The 14,739-nt window shown below is 69.8% G+C and carries 13 protein-coding genes and 1 pseudogene; all 14 read left to right on the top strand.

The window, feature by feature from the left end; genetic code table 11:
- Positions 1-616: 616 nt before the first annotated feature.
- A pseudogene (locus ABZ789_RS21610) lies at positions 617-1,444 on the top strand (hypothetical protein); the annotation flags it as partial.
- Positions 1,441-2,454 (top strand): HAD-IIA family hydrolase, encoded by a 1,014-nt coding sequence (locus tag ABZ789_RS21605; protein WP_358428335.1) that lies wholly within the window; start codon positions 1,441-1,443, stop codon positions 2,452-2,454. The pseudogene ABZ789_RS21610 and the gene ABZ789_RS21605, both read left to right, overlap by 4 nt.
- Before the next feature lie 52 nt (positions 2,455-2,506).
- Positions 2,507-2,737, top strand: coding sequence for a hypothetical protein (locus tag ABZ789_RS21600; RefSeq protein ID WP_358428332.1), 231 nt, complete (start codon positions 2,507-2,509; stop codon positions 2,735-2,737).
- A gap of 1 nt (position 2,738) precedes the next feature.
- Complete coding sequence (locus ABZ789_RS21595) at positions 2,739-3,563, top strand: TlyA family RNA methyltransferase (RefSeq protein ID WP_358428329.1); 825 nt, start codon at positions 2,739-2,741, stop codon at positions 3,561-3,563.
- Positions 3,560-4,495, top strand: a complete 936-nt coding sequence (locus tag ABZ789_RS21590; RefSeq protein ID WP_358428326.1) for an NAD kinase — start codon at positions 3,560-3,562, stop codon at positions 4,493-4,495. The genes ABZ789_RS21595 and ABZ789_RS21590 overlap by 4 nt, the downstream gene beginning before the upstream one ends.
- A 1-nt stretch (position 4,496) precedes the next feature.
- Positions 4,497-6,266 (top strand): DNA repair protein RecN, encoded by a 1,770-nt coding sequence (recN, locus tag ABZ789_RS21585; RefSeq protein ID WP_358428323.1) that lies wholly within the window; start codon positions 4,497-4,499, stop codon positions 6,264-6,266.
- Between the two features lie 84 nt (positions 6,267-6,350).
- On the top strand, positions 6,351-7,535 hold the full coding sequence (steA, locus tag ABZ789_RS21580; protein WP_358428320.1) for a putative cytokinetic ring protein SteA: 1,185 nt from the start codon (positions 6,351-6,353) through the stop codon (positions 7,533-7,535).
- Positions 7,532-8,482, top strand: coding sequence for a copper transporter (locus tag ABZ789_RS21575; RefSeq protein ID WP_358428317.1), 951 nt, complete (start codon positions 7,532-7,534; stop codon positions 8,480-8,482). The genes steA and ABZ789_RS21575 overlap by 4 nt, the downstream gene beginning before the upstream one ends.
- A 181-nt stretch (positions 8,483-8,663) precedes the next feature.
- Positions 8,664-10,406, top strand: coding sequence for a CTP synthase (locus ABZ789_RS21570; RefSeq protein ID WP_358428314.1), 1,743 nt, complete (start codon positions 8,664-8,666; stop codon positions 10,404-10,406).
- A gap of 5 nt (positions 10,407-10,411) precedes the next feature.
- A complete protein-coding gene (locus ABZ789_RS21565; protein WP_358428311.1) occupies positions 10,412-11,038 on the top strand; it encodes an NUDIX hydrolase in 627 nt (208 codons plus the stop codon).
- A gap of 57 nt (positions 11,039-11,095) precedes the next feature.
- Positions 11,096-12,013, top strand: a complete 918-nt coding sequence (gene xerD, locus ABZ789_RS21560; protein ID WP_358428360.1) for a site-specific tyrosine recombinase XerD — start codon at positions 11,096-11,098, stop codon at positions 12,011-12,013.
- A gap of 161 nt (positions 12,014-12,174) precedes the next feature.
- The gene (locus ABZ789_RS21555; RefSeq protein WP_358428357.1) at positions 12,175-13,122 is read left to right on the top strand and encodes a ParA family protein; all 948 of its coding nucleotides are present in this window, start codon (positions 12,175-12,177) and stop codon (positions 13,120-13,122) included.
- 44 nt (positions 13,123-13,166) lie between these two features.
- Positions 13,167-14,009 carry a segregation/condensation protein A gene (locus ABZ789_RS21550; RefSeq protein ID WP_358428354.1) on the top strand — a complete coding sequence of 281 codons (843 nt, stop codon included), beginning with the start codon at positions 13,167-13,169 and terminating at the stop codon, positions 14,007-14,009.
- Between the two features lie 92 nt (positions 14,010-14,101).
- Complete coding sequence (gene scpB, locus ABZ789_RS21545) at positions 14,102-14,734, top strand: SMC-Scp complex subunit ScpB (protein WP_358428351.1); 633 nt, start codon at positions 14,102-14,104, stop codon at positions 14,732-14,734.
- Positions 14,735-14,739 lie beyond the last annotated feature (5 nt).

Raw genomic sequence — 14,739 nt, 5'->3', positions numbered from 1 at the left:
CGGAAGCTAAGCCTGTCTGCGCCGATGGTACTGCACTCGACAGGGTGTGGGAGAGTAGGACACCGCCGAACACCCGTTCCGAAAGGGGACCCACTCGTTTGGGTCCCCTTTCGTGTTTTCATGAGAGGATTTTTCTGTGTCCGACGGCAACGGTGAACGTCGGTCCTTCAGGAGTGGAGGATCCACTCCGTGGTCGGGCCGCAAGGACGAGCACAACGATCGCGCCGAGGGAAGCCGCGAGGAACGCGGCCGAGGACGAGGCGACGACCGTAACGCTCGGGGTGGCGACGAACGCCGCTCGCAGCACAACGACCGCCGTTCCCCCCAGAGTGGGGATCGGCGCTCTCCGCAAGGTGGCGATCGTCGGGATCGCGGCCGCGACGACGCGCGAACCGGGCGGAGTGACCGCCCCTATCGGGAGCGTGCCGGAGACGAACGGCCCCGCCGCAGCGACGACCGCGGTCGCCAGTTCGGGGATCGTCCCCGCCAGGATTCGGATCGCCCCCGGGGCGAGCGCAATTACGGCAATCGCGACGATCGTCCGTCGCGTCCCGGCGGAGAACGCGGCCGCGACGATCGCCGAGCCGGCGACCCGCGTGGCGGCGACCAGCGCGGCGGCGGCGAACGGCGAGGTTACTCCGGTGATCGTCGAGGCCCCCAGAGCGGCGACCGCCGTGGCGACAGCGCACCCCGCCGCCGCGGAGGCGAAGGCGGATTCGGTCCCGGCCGCGGACGCGAGGGCATTGCGCCGCAGCGTCGCGAGGCCCGCCCGGACGAGCCCGACCTGCCCGACGACGTCGAGGCGTCCGAGCTCGACCCGACCATCCGCCGCGACCTGCTGAGCCTGGACAAGTCGAACGCGAACGCGGTCGCCAGGCATCTGGTGATGGCCGGGAGACTGCTCGACGACGATCCGCGCGCCGCACTCGCTCACGCGCGAGCGGCACGCCAACGTGCCGGTCGCATCGCCGTGGTCCGCGAAGCCGCAGGCATCACCGCATACCATGCCGGTGAGTGGGCCGAGGCGCTGTCCGAGCTGCGTGCAGCCCGGCGCATGTCCGGTGGCACGGGGCTCCTCGCCGTGATGGCCGACTGCGAACGCGGACTCGGACGTCCTGAGAAGGCCCTCGAACTCGGCCGGAGCGAGGAAGCGCGCAAGCTGACGGGCGATGATGCAGCAGAGCTGCGTATCGTGCTCGCCGGTGCCCGCATGGATCTCGGCCAGTACGACCAGGCCGTGGTGACCTTGCAGACCCCTGATCTGGATCCGGACCGTACCGGCACGCCGGCAGCTCGCCTGTTCTACGCGTACGCCGACGCGCTGGTGGCCGCCGGACGGACCGAGGAAGGTCTGCAGTGGTTCCTTCACTCCGCGTCCGCGGACATCGAAGGGATCACCGACGCCGAGGACCGGGTGGAGGAGCTCACCGGAGAGGCCCCGTGACCGACGGGCACGGCCCGAGCGACACGTTGCGCCGGAGCTACGATGTCCTGCTGCTCGATCTGGACGGCACCGTCTATCGGGGAGCCGAACCGGTCCCGGGTGCTCGTGAGGCGTTGACGGGTGGCCGCGACACGGTGCTGTACGTCACGAACAACGCCAGCCGCCGGCCTTCGGAGGTCGCGCTGCACCTGAGGGAACTCGGATTCCCCGCCGACGATTCGTCGGTGGTGACGAGTTCGCAGTCCGCTGCGCGCCTGCTCGCCGAGCGCTTCCCGGCCGGCGCGCCGGTGCTCGTGGTCGGAACCGACGCGCTCGCCGAGGAAGTCGCCGGTGTCGGTCTCGTCCCGGTCCGGACCGCGGACGCCGAGCCGGCGGCGGTGGTGCAGGGGCACTCCCCGGACACCGGCTGGTCGATGCTCGCGGAGGCGACCCTCGCGGTCCGCGCCGGCGCCGTGTGGGTGGCCACCAATGTCGACTCGACCCTGCCCACCGAACGCGGGCTCGTACTCGGCAACGGCTCGATGGTCGCGGCGGTACGCAACGCCACCGGCGCGACACCGATCGTCGCGGGCAAACCCGCCGCGCCACTGCTCGAGGATGCGATCCGGCGAGCTGGGGCGCGGCGCCCGCTCGTGATCGGGGACCGGCTGGACACCGACGTCGAGGGCGCCAACGCCGTGGGCGCGGATTCACTGCTCGTGCTCACCGGCGTGAGTACCGTCGACGATCTGCTCCGGGCCCCCGCCGCCCAGCGCCCGACTTATGTCGCGACCTCGCTCGCGAGCCTCGATCAGCCGGCCGCACAGCTCCGCGTCGCCCCACACACCTCCTGGAATGTCACCGTCGACGACGGGGATCTTCACCTCGCGGCCGTGGGGGAGACCGCCGATCCGATGGAAGCACTGCGGGGGCTTCTCGATATCGCCTGGGCCAACCCCGGTTTCGGGCGGATCCGGCCCCTGGACGAGCACGCGCGTTCCGTCGTGGACGCGTGGGCAGCGACGGCCTGATCCGCCCCGGACAGTGTGGCCCGGTCGCACCCATCGACTAGCGTGGACGCCGATGAGCACGCCGATTCCACGTCCGGGCGAACATCTTCCCGGCACACGCCCCACCGTCGATCCCGCGCGCGTCCGCGAGGAGGTCGATGTGTTGTTGACGCGTGTGCGGGAGGGAGCACGCGTCCCCGATCCGGAGAGCACCGACCAGTCCGTTCTGCTCGAGCAGGCGCAATTGCTCGAACGTGCCCACGAGATCCTCGTGCAGGCGCTGTCGACCGTGGACAAGATCTGACGTGGCACGCCGGGCACGCGTCGACGCGGAACTGGTACGGCGAGGTCTGGCGCGCTCGCGCGAGCACGCCAGCGAACTGATCGCCGCAGGTCGGGTCCTCATCGCGGGAACAGTCGCCTCCAAGCCGGCAACCGCCGTCGAACCGAACACGCCGCTGATCGTCACGGAGGTCGGCGACGAGGTGTCGTGGGCCTCGCGCGGGGCCCACAAGCTCCTCGGTGCGCTCGAGGCGTTCACCCCGCAGGGTCTGCAGGTGGCGGGGCGTCGCTGCCTCGACGCCGGGGCGTCCACCGGCGGTTTCACCGATGTGCTGCTGCACGAGGGCGCTGCGCAGGTCGTCGCGGTCGACGTCGGCTACGGCCAGCTGATCTGGCGCCTGCAGTCCGACGAGCGTGTCCACGTGATCGATCGAACAAATGTGCGTAGCATCGACGCCGAGAAGATCGGCGGGCCCGTGGAGCTGGTGGTCGCGGACCTGTCGTTCATCTCCTTGAAGTTGGTGCTGCCGGCATTCGTGGCCTGCGTCGCCCCGGGCGGCGACCTGTTGCCGATGGTCAAACCACAGTTCGAGGTGGGCAAGGACCGGGTCGGCAGCGGCGGTGTGGTGCGCGACCCCGCGCTGCGCACCGAGGCGGTGCTCGAAGTCGCTCGGGAGGCGCAGCAGCAGGGTCTGCGCACGCTCGGAGCGGTGGCCAGCCCGCTGCCCGGTCCGTCCGGGAACGTCGAGTACTTCCTGTGGCTGCGCGCCGGAGCGCCCGGGACGGAGGAGCTCGACCCGGCGGTGATCGAATTGATCGAGCGTGCGGTGCAGGAAGGACCACAGTGAGCACACAGACCGACGCGGCACGATCGGACCGGGAGATCCTGCTGGTCTCCCATTCCGGGCGTGACGAGATCGCCGGCACCGCCATGCGCGTGGCGAAGATCCTCGGCGAGGCCGGCATCGGGCTGCGCACCCTCGACGACGAGGCGGTGAGCAACGGCCTCGGTGTCCTCGCTCTGCCGGGGAGCTTCATCAGCGTCGTCGAACCCGGACCGGAAGCGGCCGCCGGGTGCGAGATGGTGATCGTCCTCGGCGGCGACGGCAGCTTCCTGCGCGCCGCCGAACTCGCGCAGTACGCGGCGGTGCCGGTCCTCGGCATCAACCTCGGCCGCATCGGCTTCCTCGCCGAATCCGAGGCCGAGCACCTCGAAGAAGCGCTGCTGCAGGTGGTGCGCCGCGAATACCGCGTCGAACAGCGGATGACCATCGATGTGACGGTGCGTATGGACGACGAGATACTCGACCGCGGATGGGCGCTGAACGAGGCCAGCCTCGAGAACAAGTCCCGGCTCGGGGTTCTCGAAGTGGTCCTCGAGGTCGACGGCCGGCCCGTCTCGTCGTTCGGCTGCGACGGTGTCCTCGTCGCCACCCCCACCGGCTCGACCGCCTACGCCTTCTCGGCCGGCGGGCCGATCGTGTGGCCCGAACTCGAAGCGCTGCTGGTGATCCCGAGCAACGCGCACGCACTGTTCGCGCGCCCGCTGGTGACCAGTCCCGAATCGATCATCGCGGTCGAGACACTCGCCGGTGGACACGACGGGGTGGTGTTCTGCGACGGTCGCCGCACCCTGGAGGTGCCGGCCGGTGCGCGGCTCGAAGTGGTGCGAGGATGCAATCCGGTCCGCTGGGTGCGGCTGGATTCGGCGCCGTTCGCCGATCGAATGGTGCGCAAGTTCGAACTTCCGGTGAAGGGCTGGCGGGGAAGGAAACTCTGAGATGCTCGCAGAGATCCGGATCGACAACCTGGGCGTGATCTCCGAGGCGTACGCACGATTCGACGGCGGCCTGACGGTGCTCACCGGCGAGACCGGTGCCGGCAAGACGATGGTCGTGACGAGCCTGCACCTGCTCTCCGGGGTACGTGCCGATCCGTCCCGCGTGCGAGTCGGCGCGAGCCGCGCCGTGGTCGAAGGACGTTTCGAGATCGAACCCGCGCCCAGCCACATCGAACGGCAGATTGCGGAACTGCTCGAGTCCACCGGTGCCCAGCGCGACGAGGACGGCAGCATCATCGCCGTACGCACCGTCGGCAGCGACGGCCGGTCCCGGGCACATCTGGGTGGCCGCAGCGTTCCGGTCGGTGTGCTGGCCGAGTTCACCGGTCCGCTGCTGACCGTGCACGGCCAGAACGACCAGTTGCGGCTGCTGCGGCCCGACGAGCAGCGTGCCGCGCTCGACCGATTCGGCGGCAAGACCGTCACCGGTCTGCTCGAGCGCTATCGCGCCCGGCGGCGCCGATGGCTCGAGGCGCGGACCGAACTGCAGGAACGCACCGAACGCTCGCGCGAACTCGCGCAGGAGGCCGACCGGTTGCATTTCGGGCTCGACGAGATCGACCGCGTCGCTCCCGAACCGGGGGAGGACACCCGCATCGTCGAGGAAGTGCGGCGACTGTCCGATCTCGACTCGCTGCGGGAGGCGGCCACCATCGCACACACGGCCCTGGCCGGAGACGACAGTGCTGACGCGGACGCCTACTCCGCGGCGCTGGACCTGCTCGGAGAGGCCCGCGCGCGACTCGAAAGCAGCGACGACCCTGCTCTGCGCGAGCTCGGCCCCCGGCTGGGGGAGGCGATCGCGGTCGTCACCGACGTCACCGCGGACATTTCCGGGTATCTGTCGGACCTGCCTTCCGACCCGAGCGCCCTCGACACGCTGCTCAACCGGCAGGCGGAGTTGAAGAATCTCACCCGCAAATACGCCGCCGACATCGACGGGGTGCTCGCCTGGGCACAGGACGCCCGCGAACGCCTGTCCGGGCTGGACGTCTCCGCCGAGGCCATCGACAAGCTCGCCGCCGAAGTGCAGGCGGAAGCGGTGGCCACCGCCGAGGCTGCGGTGGCACTGTCCACGGCGCGGCACAAGGTCGCAGGAAAACTCGCCAAGGCCGTGAGCAAGGAACTGTCCGGGCTCGCGATGGGACGCGCCGTGCTCGACGTGCATATCGCCGAACGCCTGGCGACGGCGAGCGACGCTGCGCCGCTGCAGGTCGGCGACCGGCTCCTGCACGCCGGTGAATCGGGGATCGACGAGGTGGAGTTCCGGCTGGCCCCGCACAGCGACGCCCCGGCCCGACCGCTCGCCCGCAGCGCCTCCGGCGGCGAACTGTCCCGCGTCATGCTCGCTCTCGAAGTGGTCCTCGCCGGCTCCGAACGCGGTGCGACCATGGTCTTCGACGAAGTCGACGCCGGCGTCGGTGGCCGGGCGGCCGTCGAGATCGGACGGCGTCTCGCGCGACTGGCGCGAACCCATCAGGTGATCGTGGTCACGCACCTGCCGCAGGTCGCGGCGTTCGCCGACACCCACCTCGTCGTCGACAAGGTCGACGACCGGTCCGGGGTGATCAGCAGCGGCGTGCGTACCCTCGGTGAGGAGGAGCGGGTGACCGAACTCGCCCGCATGCTCGCCGGTCTCGACGACACCGAAACCGGGCGCGCGCACGCCGAGGAACTGCTCGCCGTCGCCCACGCCGAACGCGCCGGCTGACGCGCTGGGCGCGCCGGGTGATGTTCTCTCCTGCCCCGGCGCGCCTCCACAACCTCACTCGTGTACCGGCGCATCATCTCTTCCATGAAGATGCCGGCGCTGCTGTCCCGTAACAACGAAACGTTGCCCGGAGTGAGTGGCATTGCCCGGGTCGACAGGAACACCGCGAAACTGCTGCGCCGGATCGGTCCCGGTGACGTGGTGGTCCTCGATGTCGTCGATCTCGATCGCGTCACCGCCGACGCCCTCGTCGAGGCCGGCGTCACCGCGGTGATCAACGCGGCCCCGTCCATTTCGGGCCGCTACCCCAATCTCGGACCCGAGGTCGTCGTCGCGCACGACATCGTCCTGGTGGACAACGTCGGTTCCGAGGTCTTCAAGAAGATCAAGGACGGCGCGAAGGTTCGCGTGCACGAAGGCGGCGTGTACGCGGGGGAGCGGCTGCTCATCGAGGGCGACGAACAGACCGACATCGAGATCTCCGATCGCATGATCGAGGCGAGGACCGGACTCGTCGACCATCTCGAAGCGTTCTCGGGCAACACGATCGAGTTCATCCGGTCGGAGAGCCCGCTGCTCATCGATGGTGTCGGCATCCCCGACATCGATCTCGACCTGCGCGACCGGCACGTGGTGGTCGTCTCCGACGGCCCCGGTCACGTGCAGGATCTCAAGGACCTCAGACCCTTCATCAAGGAGTACTCGCCGATCCTGGTGGGTGTGGGCCCCGGTGCCGACAGCCTCGCCAAGGCGGGTTACCGTCCCGACTTGATCGTGGGCGACCCCGACGAGATCGGTACCGCGACCCTCAAGTCGGGCGCCGAGGTGGTGTTGCCCGCCGACCCGGACGGTCACGCCCCGGGACTCGAGCGGATCCAGGATCTCGGTATCGGAGCGATGACCTTCCCCGCCGTCGGCACCCCCACCGACCTGGCGTTACTGCTCGTCGACCATCACGGTGCGGCGCTGGTGGTGACCGTGGGCAGCACCGTCTCGCTCGACGAGTTCTTCGACCACGGCCGCCGCGACACCAACCCGTCGGCGGTCATGACCCGCCTGAAGGTCGGCCCGAAACTCGTCGATGCGAAAGCTGTGGCCACCCTCTACCGCAGCCGCGTCTCCGGCGGAGTGATCGCTCTGCTGGTGTTCGCGGCGCTGATCGCCGTGATCGCGGCGCTCGCGGTGTCGAATCTCGGTGGCGACGTCGTCGAACTCGCCCGTCAGTGGTGGGAGACCGCCGTCGAGTGGGTACAGGGTCTGCGCGCGTGATCTCGATGCGCCATCACGCCGTCTCCCTGGTGGCGGTGTTCCTGGCCCTGGCCGTCGGGATCGTGCTCGGCTCCGGGGTGCTCGCCGACAGCCTCGTCTCGGGATTGCGCGACGACAAGGCCGATCTGCGCCGACAGGTGCAGGACGCCGAGGACCGAGGCAGCCGGCTCGAAGCACAACTGCTCGCCGCCGACGGTTTCGACGCGACCGTGGGCCCACGAATCGTGCGCGACGAACTGATCGACCGCACCGTGCTCGTCGTGACCACCCCCGACGCAGCACCCGAAGATGTCGACGCCGTGATCCGCACCGTCGAGGACGCCGGGGGCCGGGTCACCGCACGACTGGCGTTGACCGATTCGTTCGTCGACGCGGCCGGCGCCGATCAACTCCGCACGACCGTCACCAATGTCGTGCCTGCCGGAGTGGAACTGCAGACCGGCGCCGTCGACCCGGGCAGCCTGGCCGGTGACCTGCTCGGTGCGGTGCTGCTCGTCGATCCGGCCACCGGACAACCGCGGAGCACACCGGAGGAACGGGCACTGGCGCTGACCACACTGCGCAGCGGCGGCTTCGTGACCTACCAGGACGAGCAGGTCGAACCGGCGCAGAGTGCGCTCGTCGTCACCGGCGACCACAGCGACAACGAGGAATCCGGCGGCAACCGCGGTTCGTTGATCGCCCGGTTCGCCGGCGTCGTGGACGGCCGCGGCGCGGGCGCGGTGCTGGCCGGTCGCGCGGGGGCCGCTGCGGGCAACGGCCCCATCGCGGTGGTGCGGGCGGACACCGCACTGGCTGCGGTCCTGTCCACCGTCGACAACCTCGACCGCCAATCGGGGCGTCTCACGACGATCCTCGCGCTCCGCGAACAGCTCGACGGAGGCAGTGGGCGATACGGGACCGGGCCGAGCGCGACCGCCGTCACAGTCGGTTCACCGGCGCGCTGAACCGTGCCGAAACCGGCGAGCGTGGCCGCATCTGTGACGTCCGTTGCACTGGCGGGTGTGCAATCGCGAGTCGGGTACGCGCCCGCCCGCGGAGGTGTTACCGTGAAGTTCCGTGGGTCGGCAGGCCCCAGCTGTATCGCATCAGTCCAAAAGTCCTGCACCTGACGTCACGGGAGCTTCTTTGCCACAGTCACGCCACTCGCGTACCCCTACCAAGCACATCTTCGTCAGCGGGGGCGTCGCATCCTCGCTCGGCAAGGGGCTCACAGCGTCGAGCCTGGGCACTCTGCTCACCGCACGCGGCATGCGCGTGACGATGCAGAAGCTCGACCCCTATCTCAATGTCGATCCCGGCACGATGAACCCCTTCCAGCACGGTGAGGTCTTCGTCACCGAGGACGGCGCCGAGACCGACCTCGACGTCGGACACTACGAGCGGTTCCTCGACCGCGATCTGTCCGCCGACGCCAATGTCACCACCGGCCAGGTCTACTCGACGGTCATCGCCAAGGAACGCCGCGGCGAATATCTCGGCGACACCGTGCAGGTCATCCCGCACATCACCGACGAGATCAAGCGACGCATCCTCGCGATGGCGGCCCCCGACGCCGAGGGCCACGCCCCGGACGTGGTGATCACCGAGATCGGCGGCACCGTCGGCGACATCGAGTCCCAGCCGTTCCTCGAGGCCGCCCGGCAGGTCCGGCACGAGGTGGGCCGCGAGAACTGCTTCTTCCTGCACGTCTCGCTCGTGCCCTATCTCGGCCCGTCCGGCGAGCTCAAGACCAAGCCCACCCAGCATTCGGTGGCGGCGCTGCGCAACATCGGTATCCAGCCCGACGCCCTCGTGCTGCGCTGCGACCGCGACGTGCCCGCCTCGCTCAAGGCGAAGATCTCGCTGATGTGCGATGTCGACGTCGCCGGCTGTATCTCCTGCCCCGACGCGCCGAGCATCTACGACATCCCGAAGGTGCTGCACAGCGAAGGCCTCGACGCCTATGTGGTGCGTCAGCTCGGTCTGCCCTTCCGCGACGTGGACTGGACGGTGTGGGGCAACCTGCTCGAACGGGTCCACAACCCCCGCGAGACCGTCGAGGTCGCGCTCGTCGGCAAGTACATCGATCTGCCCGATGCATATCTGTCGGTCACCGAGGCACTGCGCGCCGGGGGCTTCGCGCATCGAGCAAAGGTCAAGATCCGCTGGGTCGCGTCCGACGAGTGCGAATCCGAAGCCGGCGCCGAGAAGCATCTCGGTGACGTCGACGCGGTGCTGATCCCCGGTGGCTTCGGCATCCGCGGCATCGAAGGCAAGCTCGGCGCGATCCGTTTCGCCCGCACCCGCAAGATCCCGCTGCTGGGCCTGTGCCTGGGTCTGCAGTGCGTCGTGATCGAGGCCGCCCGCTCCGTCGGGATCGACGACGCCTCGTCCACCGAGTTCGATCCCGACACCACCGCCCCGGTCATCTCCACGATGGCCGATCAGGAACAGGCGGTCGCCGGTGAGGCCGATCTAGGCGGCACCATGCGACTGGGTGCCTACCCGGCCGTGCTGAAGAAGGGCTCGGTCGTGGCCCGGGCGTACGGCACCGAACAGGTCTCCGAACGGCACCGGCATCGCTACGAGGTCAACAACGCCTACCGGGACAAGATCGCCCGCTCGGGACTGGTGTTCTCCGGCACCTCCCCGGATGGCCGACTCGTCGAATTCGTCGAGTACCCGGCGGACGTGCACCCGTTCTTCGTGGCCACCCAGGCCCATCCGGAACTCAAGAGCCGCCCGACCCGCCCGCACCCGTTGTTCTCCGGGCTCGTCGCCGCGGCCTTGCAGTACAAGGCCGCCGAACGATTGCCGGTCGACATCCACGGGGAGAGCCCGCAGACCGAGGAACCAGTGGTCTCCGCGCCCGCCGGCGACGCCGAGTAGTGGAGATGGCGCAGCGGCACGAATTCCGCACCCTGTCGAGCCGTCGGATCTACACGGGCGCCATCGTGTCGCTGCGCGTCGACGACGTGGCGATGCCGGACGGGCAGACCGCCGAACGCGAAGTGGTCGAGCACCACGGCGCGGTCGCGGTCGTGGCCGTCGACGATCAGGACCGGGTGGTGCTCGTGCACCAGTACCGGCACCCGCTCGGCCGGCGGTTGTGGGAGTTGCCCGCCGGGCTGCTCGACGCGCCCGGCGAGGACCCCCTCGACACCGCCCGCCGCGAACTCGCCGAGGAGACAGGTCTCGCCGCGGCCGACTGGGAACTCCTCGTCGACATCGCGCTCTCGCCCGGCTTCACCGACGAAGCGGTGCGCGTGTTCGCCGCGCGCGACCTGAGCGCGGTCCACCGGCCCGATCCCGTGCACGAGGAGGCCGACCTCGAGGTCCGTCGCGTACCCGTGGACGAGGCCGTGGCGATGGTGCTGCGCGGGGAGATCGTCAACGCCACCGCGGTGTCCGGTCTCCTCGCCTTCGCCACCGCACGCGCGACGGGCACTGCCACCCGCACACCCGACGCGCCGTGGCCCGACCGTCCCCTCACCTTCGCCCGTACCCGGGCGGGAGGGTGACCGGTGCCGCCCCGTGAAGACCGCCCTCCGGCTCGGCTCGCTGCACAGCCGTCCACGATCCTCACCGGGCAGCTCGACGCGTATCTGGCCCACCTGACTGTCGAACGCGGAGTCGCGGCGAACACCCTCGCCTCCTACCGGCGCGATCTGCTGCGCTACGTCGAGCACCTCACCGACCTGCACATCGGCGACCTCGCGGACGTGCACGAACAACACATCAGCGACTTCGCGTCGAGCCTGCGACGCGGCGACCCGGACCGCAACCGCCCGCCGCTGGCGGCCGGGTCGGCCGCGCGTGCCCTGATCGCCGTGCGCGGCCTGCACCGTTTCGCCGCGGCCGAGGGACAGACCCCGGTCGACGTCGCCCGCACCGTCAAACCCCCCGCCCCCGGCCGGCGACTGCCCAAAGCCCTGACCGTCGATCAGGTCACCGCGATCCTCGATGCCGCCGGACCCGACGCCGACGGCCCGCGCGGTCTGCGCGACCGCGCCCTGCTCGAACTGCTGTACTCCACAGGCGCCCGCATCTCCGAGGCGATCGGCCTCGACATCGACGACATCGACACCGAATCCCGCACCGTGCTGCTGCGCGGCAAGGGCGGAAAACAGCGGCTCGTGCCGGTGGGCCGCCCCGCGCTCGACGCGCTCGACGCCTATCTCGTGCGGGGACGACCGGCCCTGGCGACCGGCCGCACCGCGGCGGTCTTCCTCAACGTTCGCGGCGGTCGCCTGTCACGGCAGAGCGCGTGGAAGGTACTGCAGACCGCCGCCGAGCGCGCCGGAATCGGCGTCGGCGTGTCTCCGCACACGCTGCGCCATTCGTTCGCGACCCATCTGCTCGACGGCGGAGCCGACGTACGGGTGGTGCAGGAGTTACTCGGGCATGCTTCTGTGACGACGACGCAGATATACACCCTGGTCACCGCCGGTGCCCTCCGGGAAGTGTGGGCCCAGGCCCATCCCCGGGCCAGATGAACGACACCACTGCGGACGCGTGTCCGTGCGGTGATCCCGGCGACGAAGCGGTAGCGTTCTGGGGGCGAGCCGCCGGGCAACCGGCGGAGCCACGAGAACATCTGGGTCGCAAGACAGGGGGAGTACCGAACGTGGGCACACCTCGGCCACCCGCCACAGACATGGCGCCGGAACAACTCCGACCGCACACCGTCCCCGACGACACATCCGGCCGGACCGACACCGGCCCCGCACCGGTCGCCGAGCACACCGGCTCCGCCGCCGCGGAAACAGCTCTCGGGCCCACCGGGCGGCCGCGTCGCCCGGTTCCGGAGCCGGTACCACTGCCCACGCACGGCCCGGCCCGCATCATCGCGATGTGCAACCAGAAGGGCGGAGTGGGAAAGACCACCTCGACGATCAACCTCGGCGCCTCCCTCGCCGAATACGGGCGCCGTGTCCTGCTCGTCGACCTCGACCCGCAGGGCGCTCTGTCCGCCGGGCTCGGCGTCGCCCACCACGATCTCGATCTCACGGTGCACAACCTGCTCGTCGAACCACGGGTGTCCACCGACGACGTGCTCGTGCGTACTCATATCGAGAACCTCGACCTGCTGCCGAGCAATATCGACCTGTCTGCGGCCGAGATCCAGCTCGTCTCCGAGGTCGGCCGCGAGCAGGCGCTCGGACGTGCGCTGTACCCCATGCTCGAGCGCTACGACTACATCCTCGTCGACTGTCAGCCGTCACTGGGACTGCTCACCGTCAACGCCCTCGCGTGCGCCGACTCGGTGCTCATCCCCATGGAATGCGAGTTCTTCAGCCTCCGCGGTCTCGCGCTGCTCAACGACACCGTCGCCAAGGTACGCGACCGCCTCAATCCGAAACTGAGCGTTGCGGGCATCCTCGTCACGATGTTCGACCCGCGCACCCTGCACGGCCGCGAGGTCATGTCCCGGGTCGTGGAGGTCTTCGGTGATCTCGTCTACGACGCGGTGATCAACCGCACCGTGAAGTTCCCCGAGACCAGCGTCGCCGGCGAGCCCATCACCCGCTGGGCACCCGCGTCCGCCGCCGCCGAGTCGTACCGCGCGCTCGCGCGCGAAGTGATCCACCGGAGCGGTCGCTGAGCCCCGTGCATACCCCCGCACACGAGGCGGCGGACACCGGCAGGATGGCGGAGACGGTGCCCCTCGACGACGCCGGCGCGCCGACCGCACCCCAGGTGCCGGCCCCCACCGGCTTCCAGGTACGGCTGCGCAACTTCGAAGGTCCCTTCGACCTGCTGCTGACCCTCATCTCGCAGCGCCGACTCGATGTCACCGAGGTCGCCCTCCACGAGGTCACCGACGACTTCATCGCGTACACCCGCGCACTCGGACCCGAACTCGGACTCGACCAGACCACCGAATTCCTGGTGGTCGCCGCGACCCTGCTCGACCTCAAGGCCGCCCGGCTGCTGCCCGCCGGTGAGGTCGACGACCCCGAGGACCTCGCCCTGCTCGAAGCACGCGACCTGCTGTTCGCGCGGCTGCTGCAGTACCGCGCCTACAAACAGATCGCCGAACAGTTCGCGGCGTTCGAAGCCGCCGCCCTGCGCCGCTATCCGCGCGCGGTGTCGCTCGAGGAGCGCTACGAGAATCTCGTGCCCGAGGTCGTCCTCGGCGTCGACGCACAACGCTTCGCCGAGATCGCCGCCGCGGCCTTCCGGCCCAAACCGCCACCGACCGTCGGTCTCGACCACCTGCACACCCCGAAGGTGTCGGTCCCCGAACAGGCGGCCCACATCCTCGACCTTCTGCGCGCCCGCGGCGCCGGCGTCTGGGTCGGCTTCGACGAAATCGTCGCGGACTGCGATCACGGCCTGCTCGTCGTCGCCCGGTTCCTGGCGCTGCTCGAGCTGTACCGCGAACGCGCCGTCACATTCGAGCAACCCGATCCGCTCGGACACCTGCAGATCGCATGGACGGGCGACACCGACGACGACACCATCACTTTCGAGGAGGACTACGGGTGAGCGACGACACCGCCGCGGCACGAGACGGCGGCGACGATCGCGAGGCGTCGGACGGCGCGGACGACCGCGCATGGGACGGTGAGCTCCTCGACATCACCGACGACGAACTCACCGCCGCACTCGAAGCCCTGCTGCTCGTCGTCGACACCCCCGCGCCCACCGAACAACTCGCCACCGCGATCGGGGTCACCGCCGACCGGGCCGAAACCCGGCTGCGCCGACTCGCGCAGGACCTCACCGCGCGCGGATCCGGCATCGACCTGCGCTTCGCCGGCGACGGCTGGCGCTTCTACACCCGCCGCGATTTCGCGCCCTACGTCGAGAAACTGCTGCAGGGCGGCGCCCGCACCAAGCTCACCCGCGCGGCACTCGAAACTCTCGCCGTGATCGCCTACCGGCAACCGGTCACCCGCAGCCGCGTCGGTGCCGTGCGCGGCGTCAACGTCGACGGGGTGATGCGCACGCTGCTCGCCCGGGATCTGATCGCCGAGGCGGGGACCGACCCCGACACAGGTGGCACCCTCTACGTCACCACCGACCTGTTCCTCGAACGCCTCGGACTGGCCTCCCTGCAGGATCTGCCGCCGGTTGCACCGCTGTTGCCCGACGTCGATGTGATCGACGACATCGCGGAGAGTCTCGAGGCCGACCCACGATTTGAGAGAATGGGTAAGAACGCGCGTCCCGAGACTCTCTCGCCCGCGGAGTTCGACCCAGAGAACTGACAGGA

Source organism: Rhodococcus sp. NPDC047139, from assembly GCF_040643435.1.
Taxonomy (GTDB): domain Bacteria; phylum Actinomycetota; class Actinomycetes; order Mycobacteriales; family Mycobacteriaceae; genus Rhodococcus.
The sequence above is the reverse complement of the archived record's forward strand: the minus strand, read 5'-3'. Positions and strand labels throughout refer to the sequence as shown.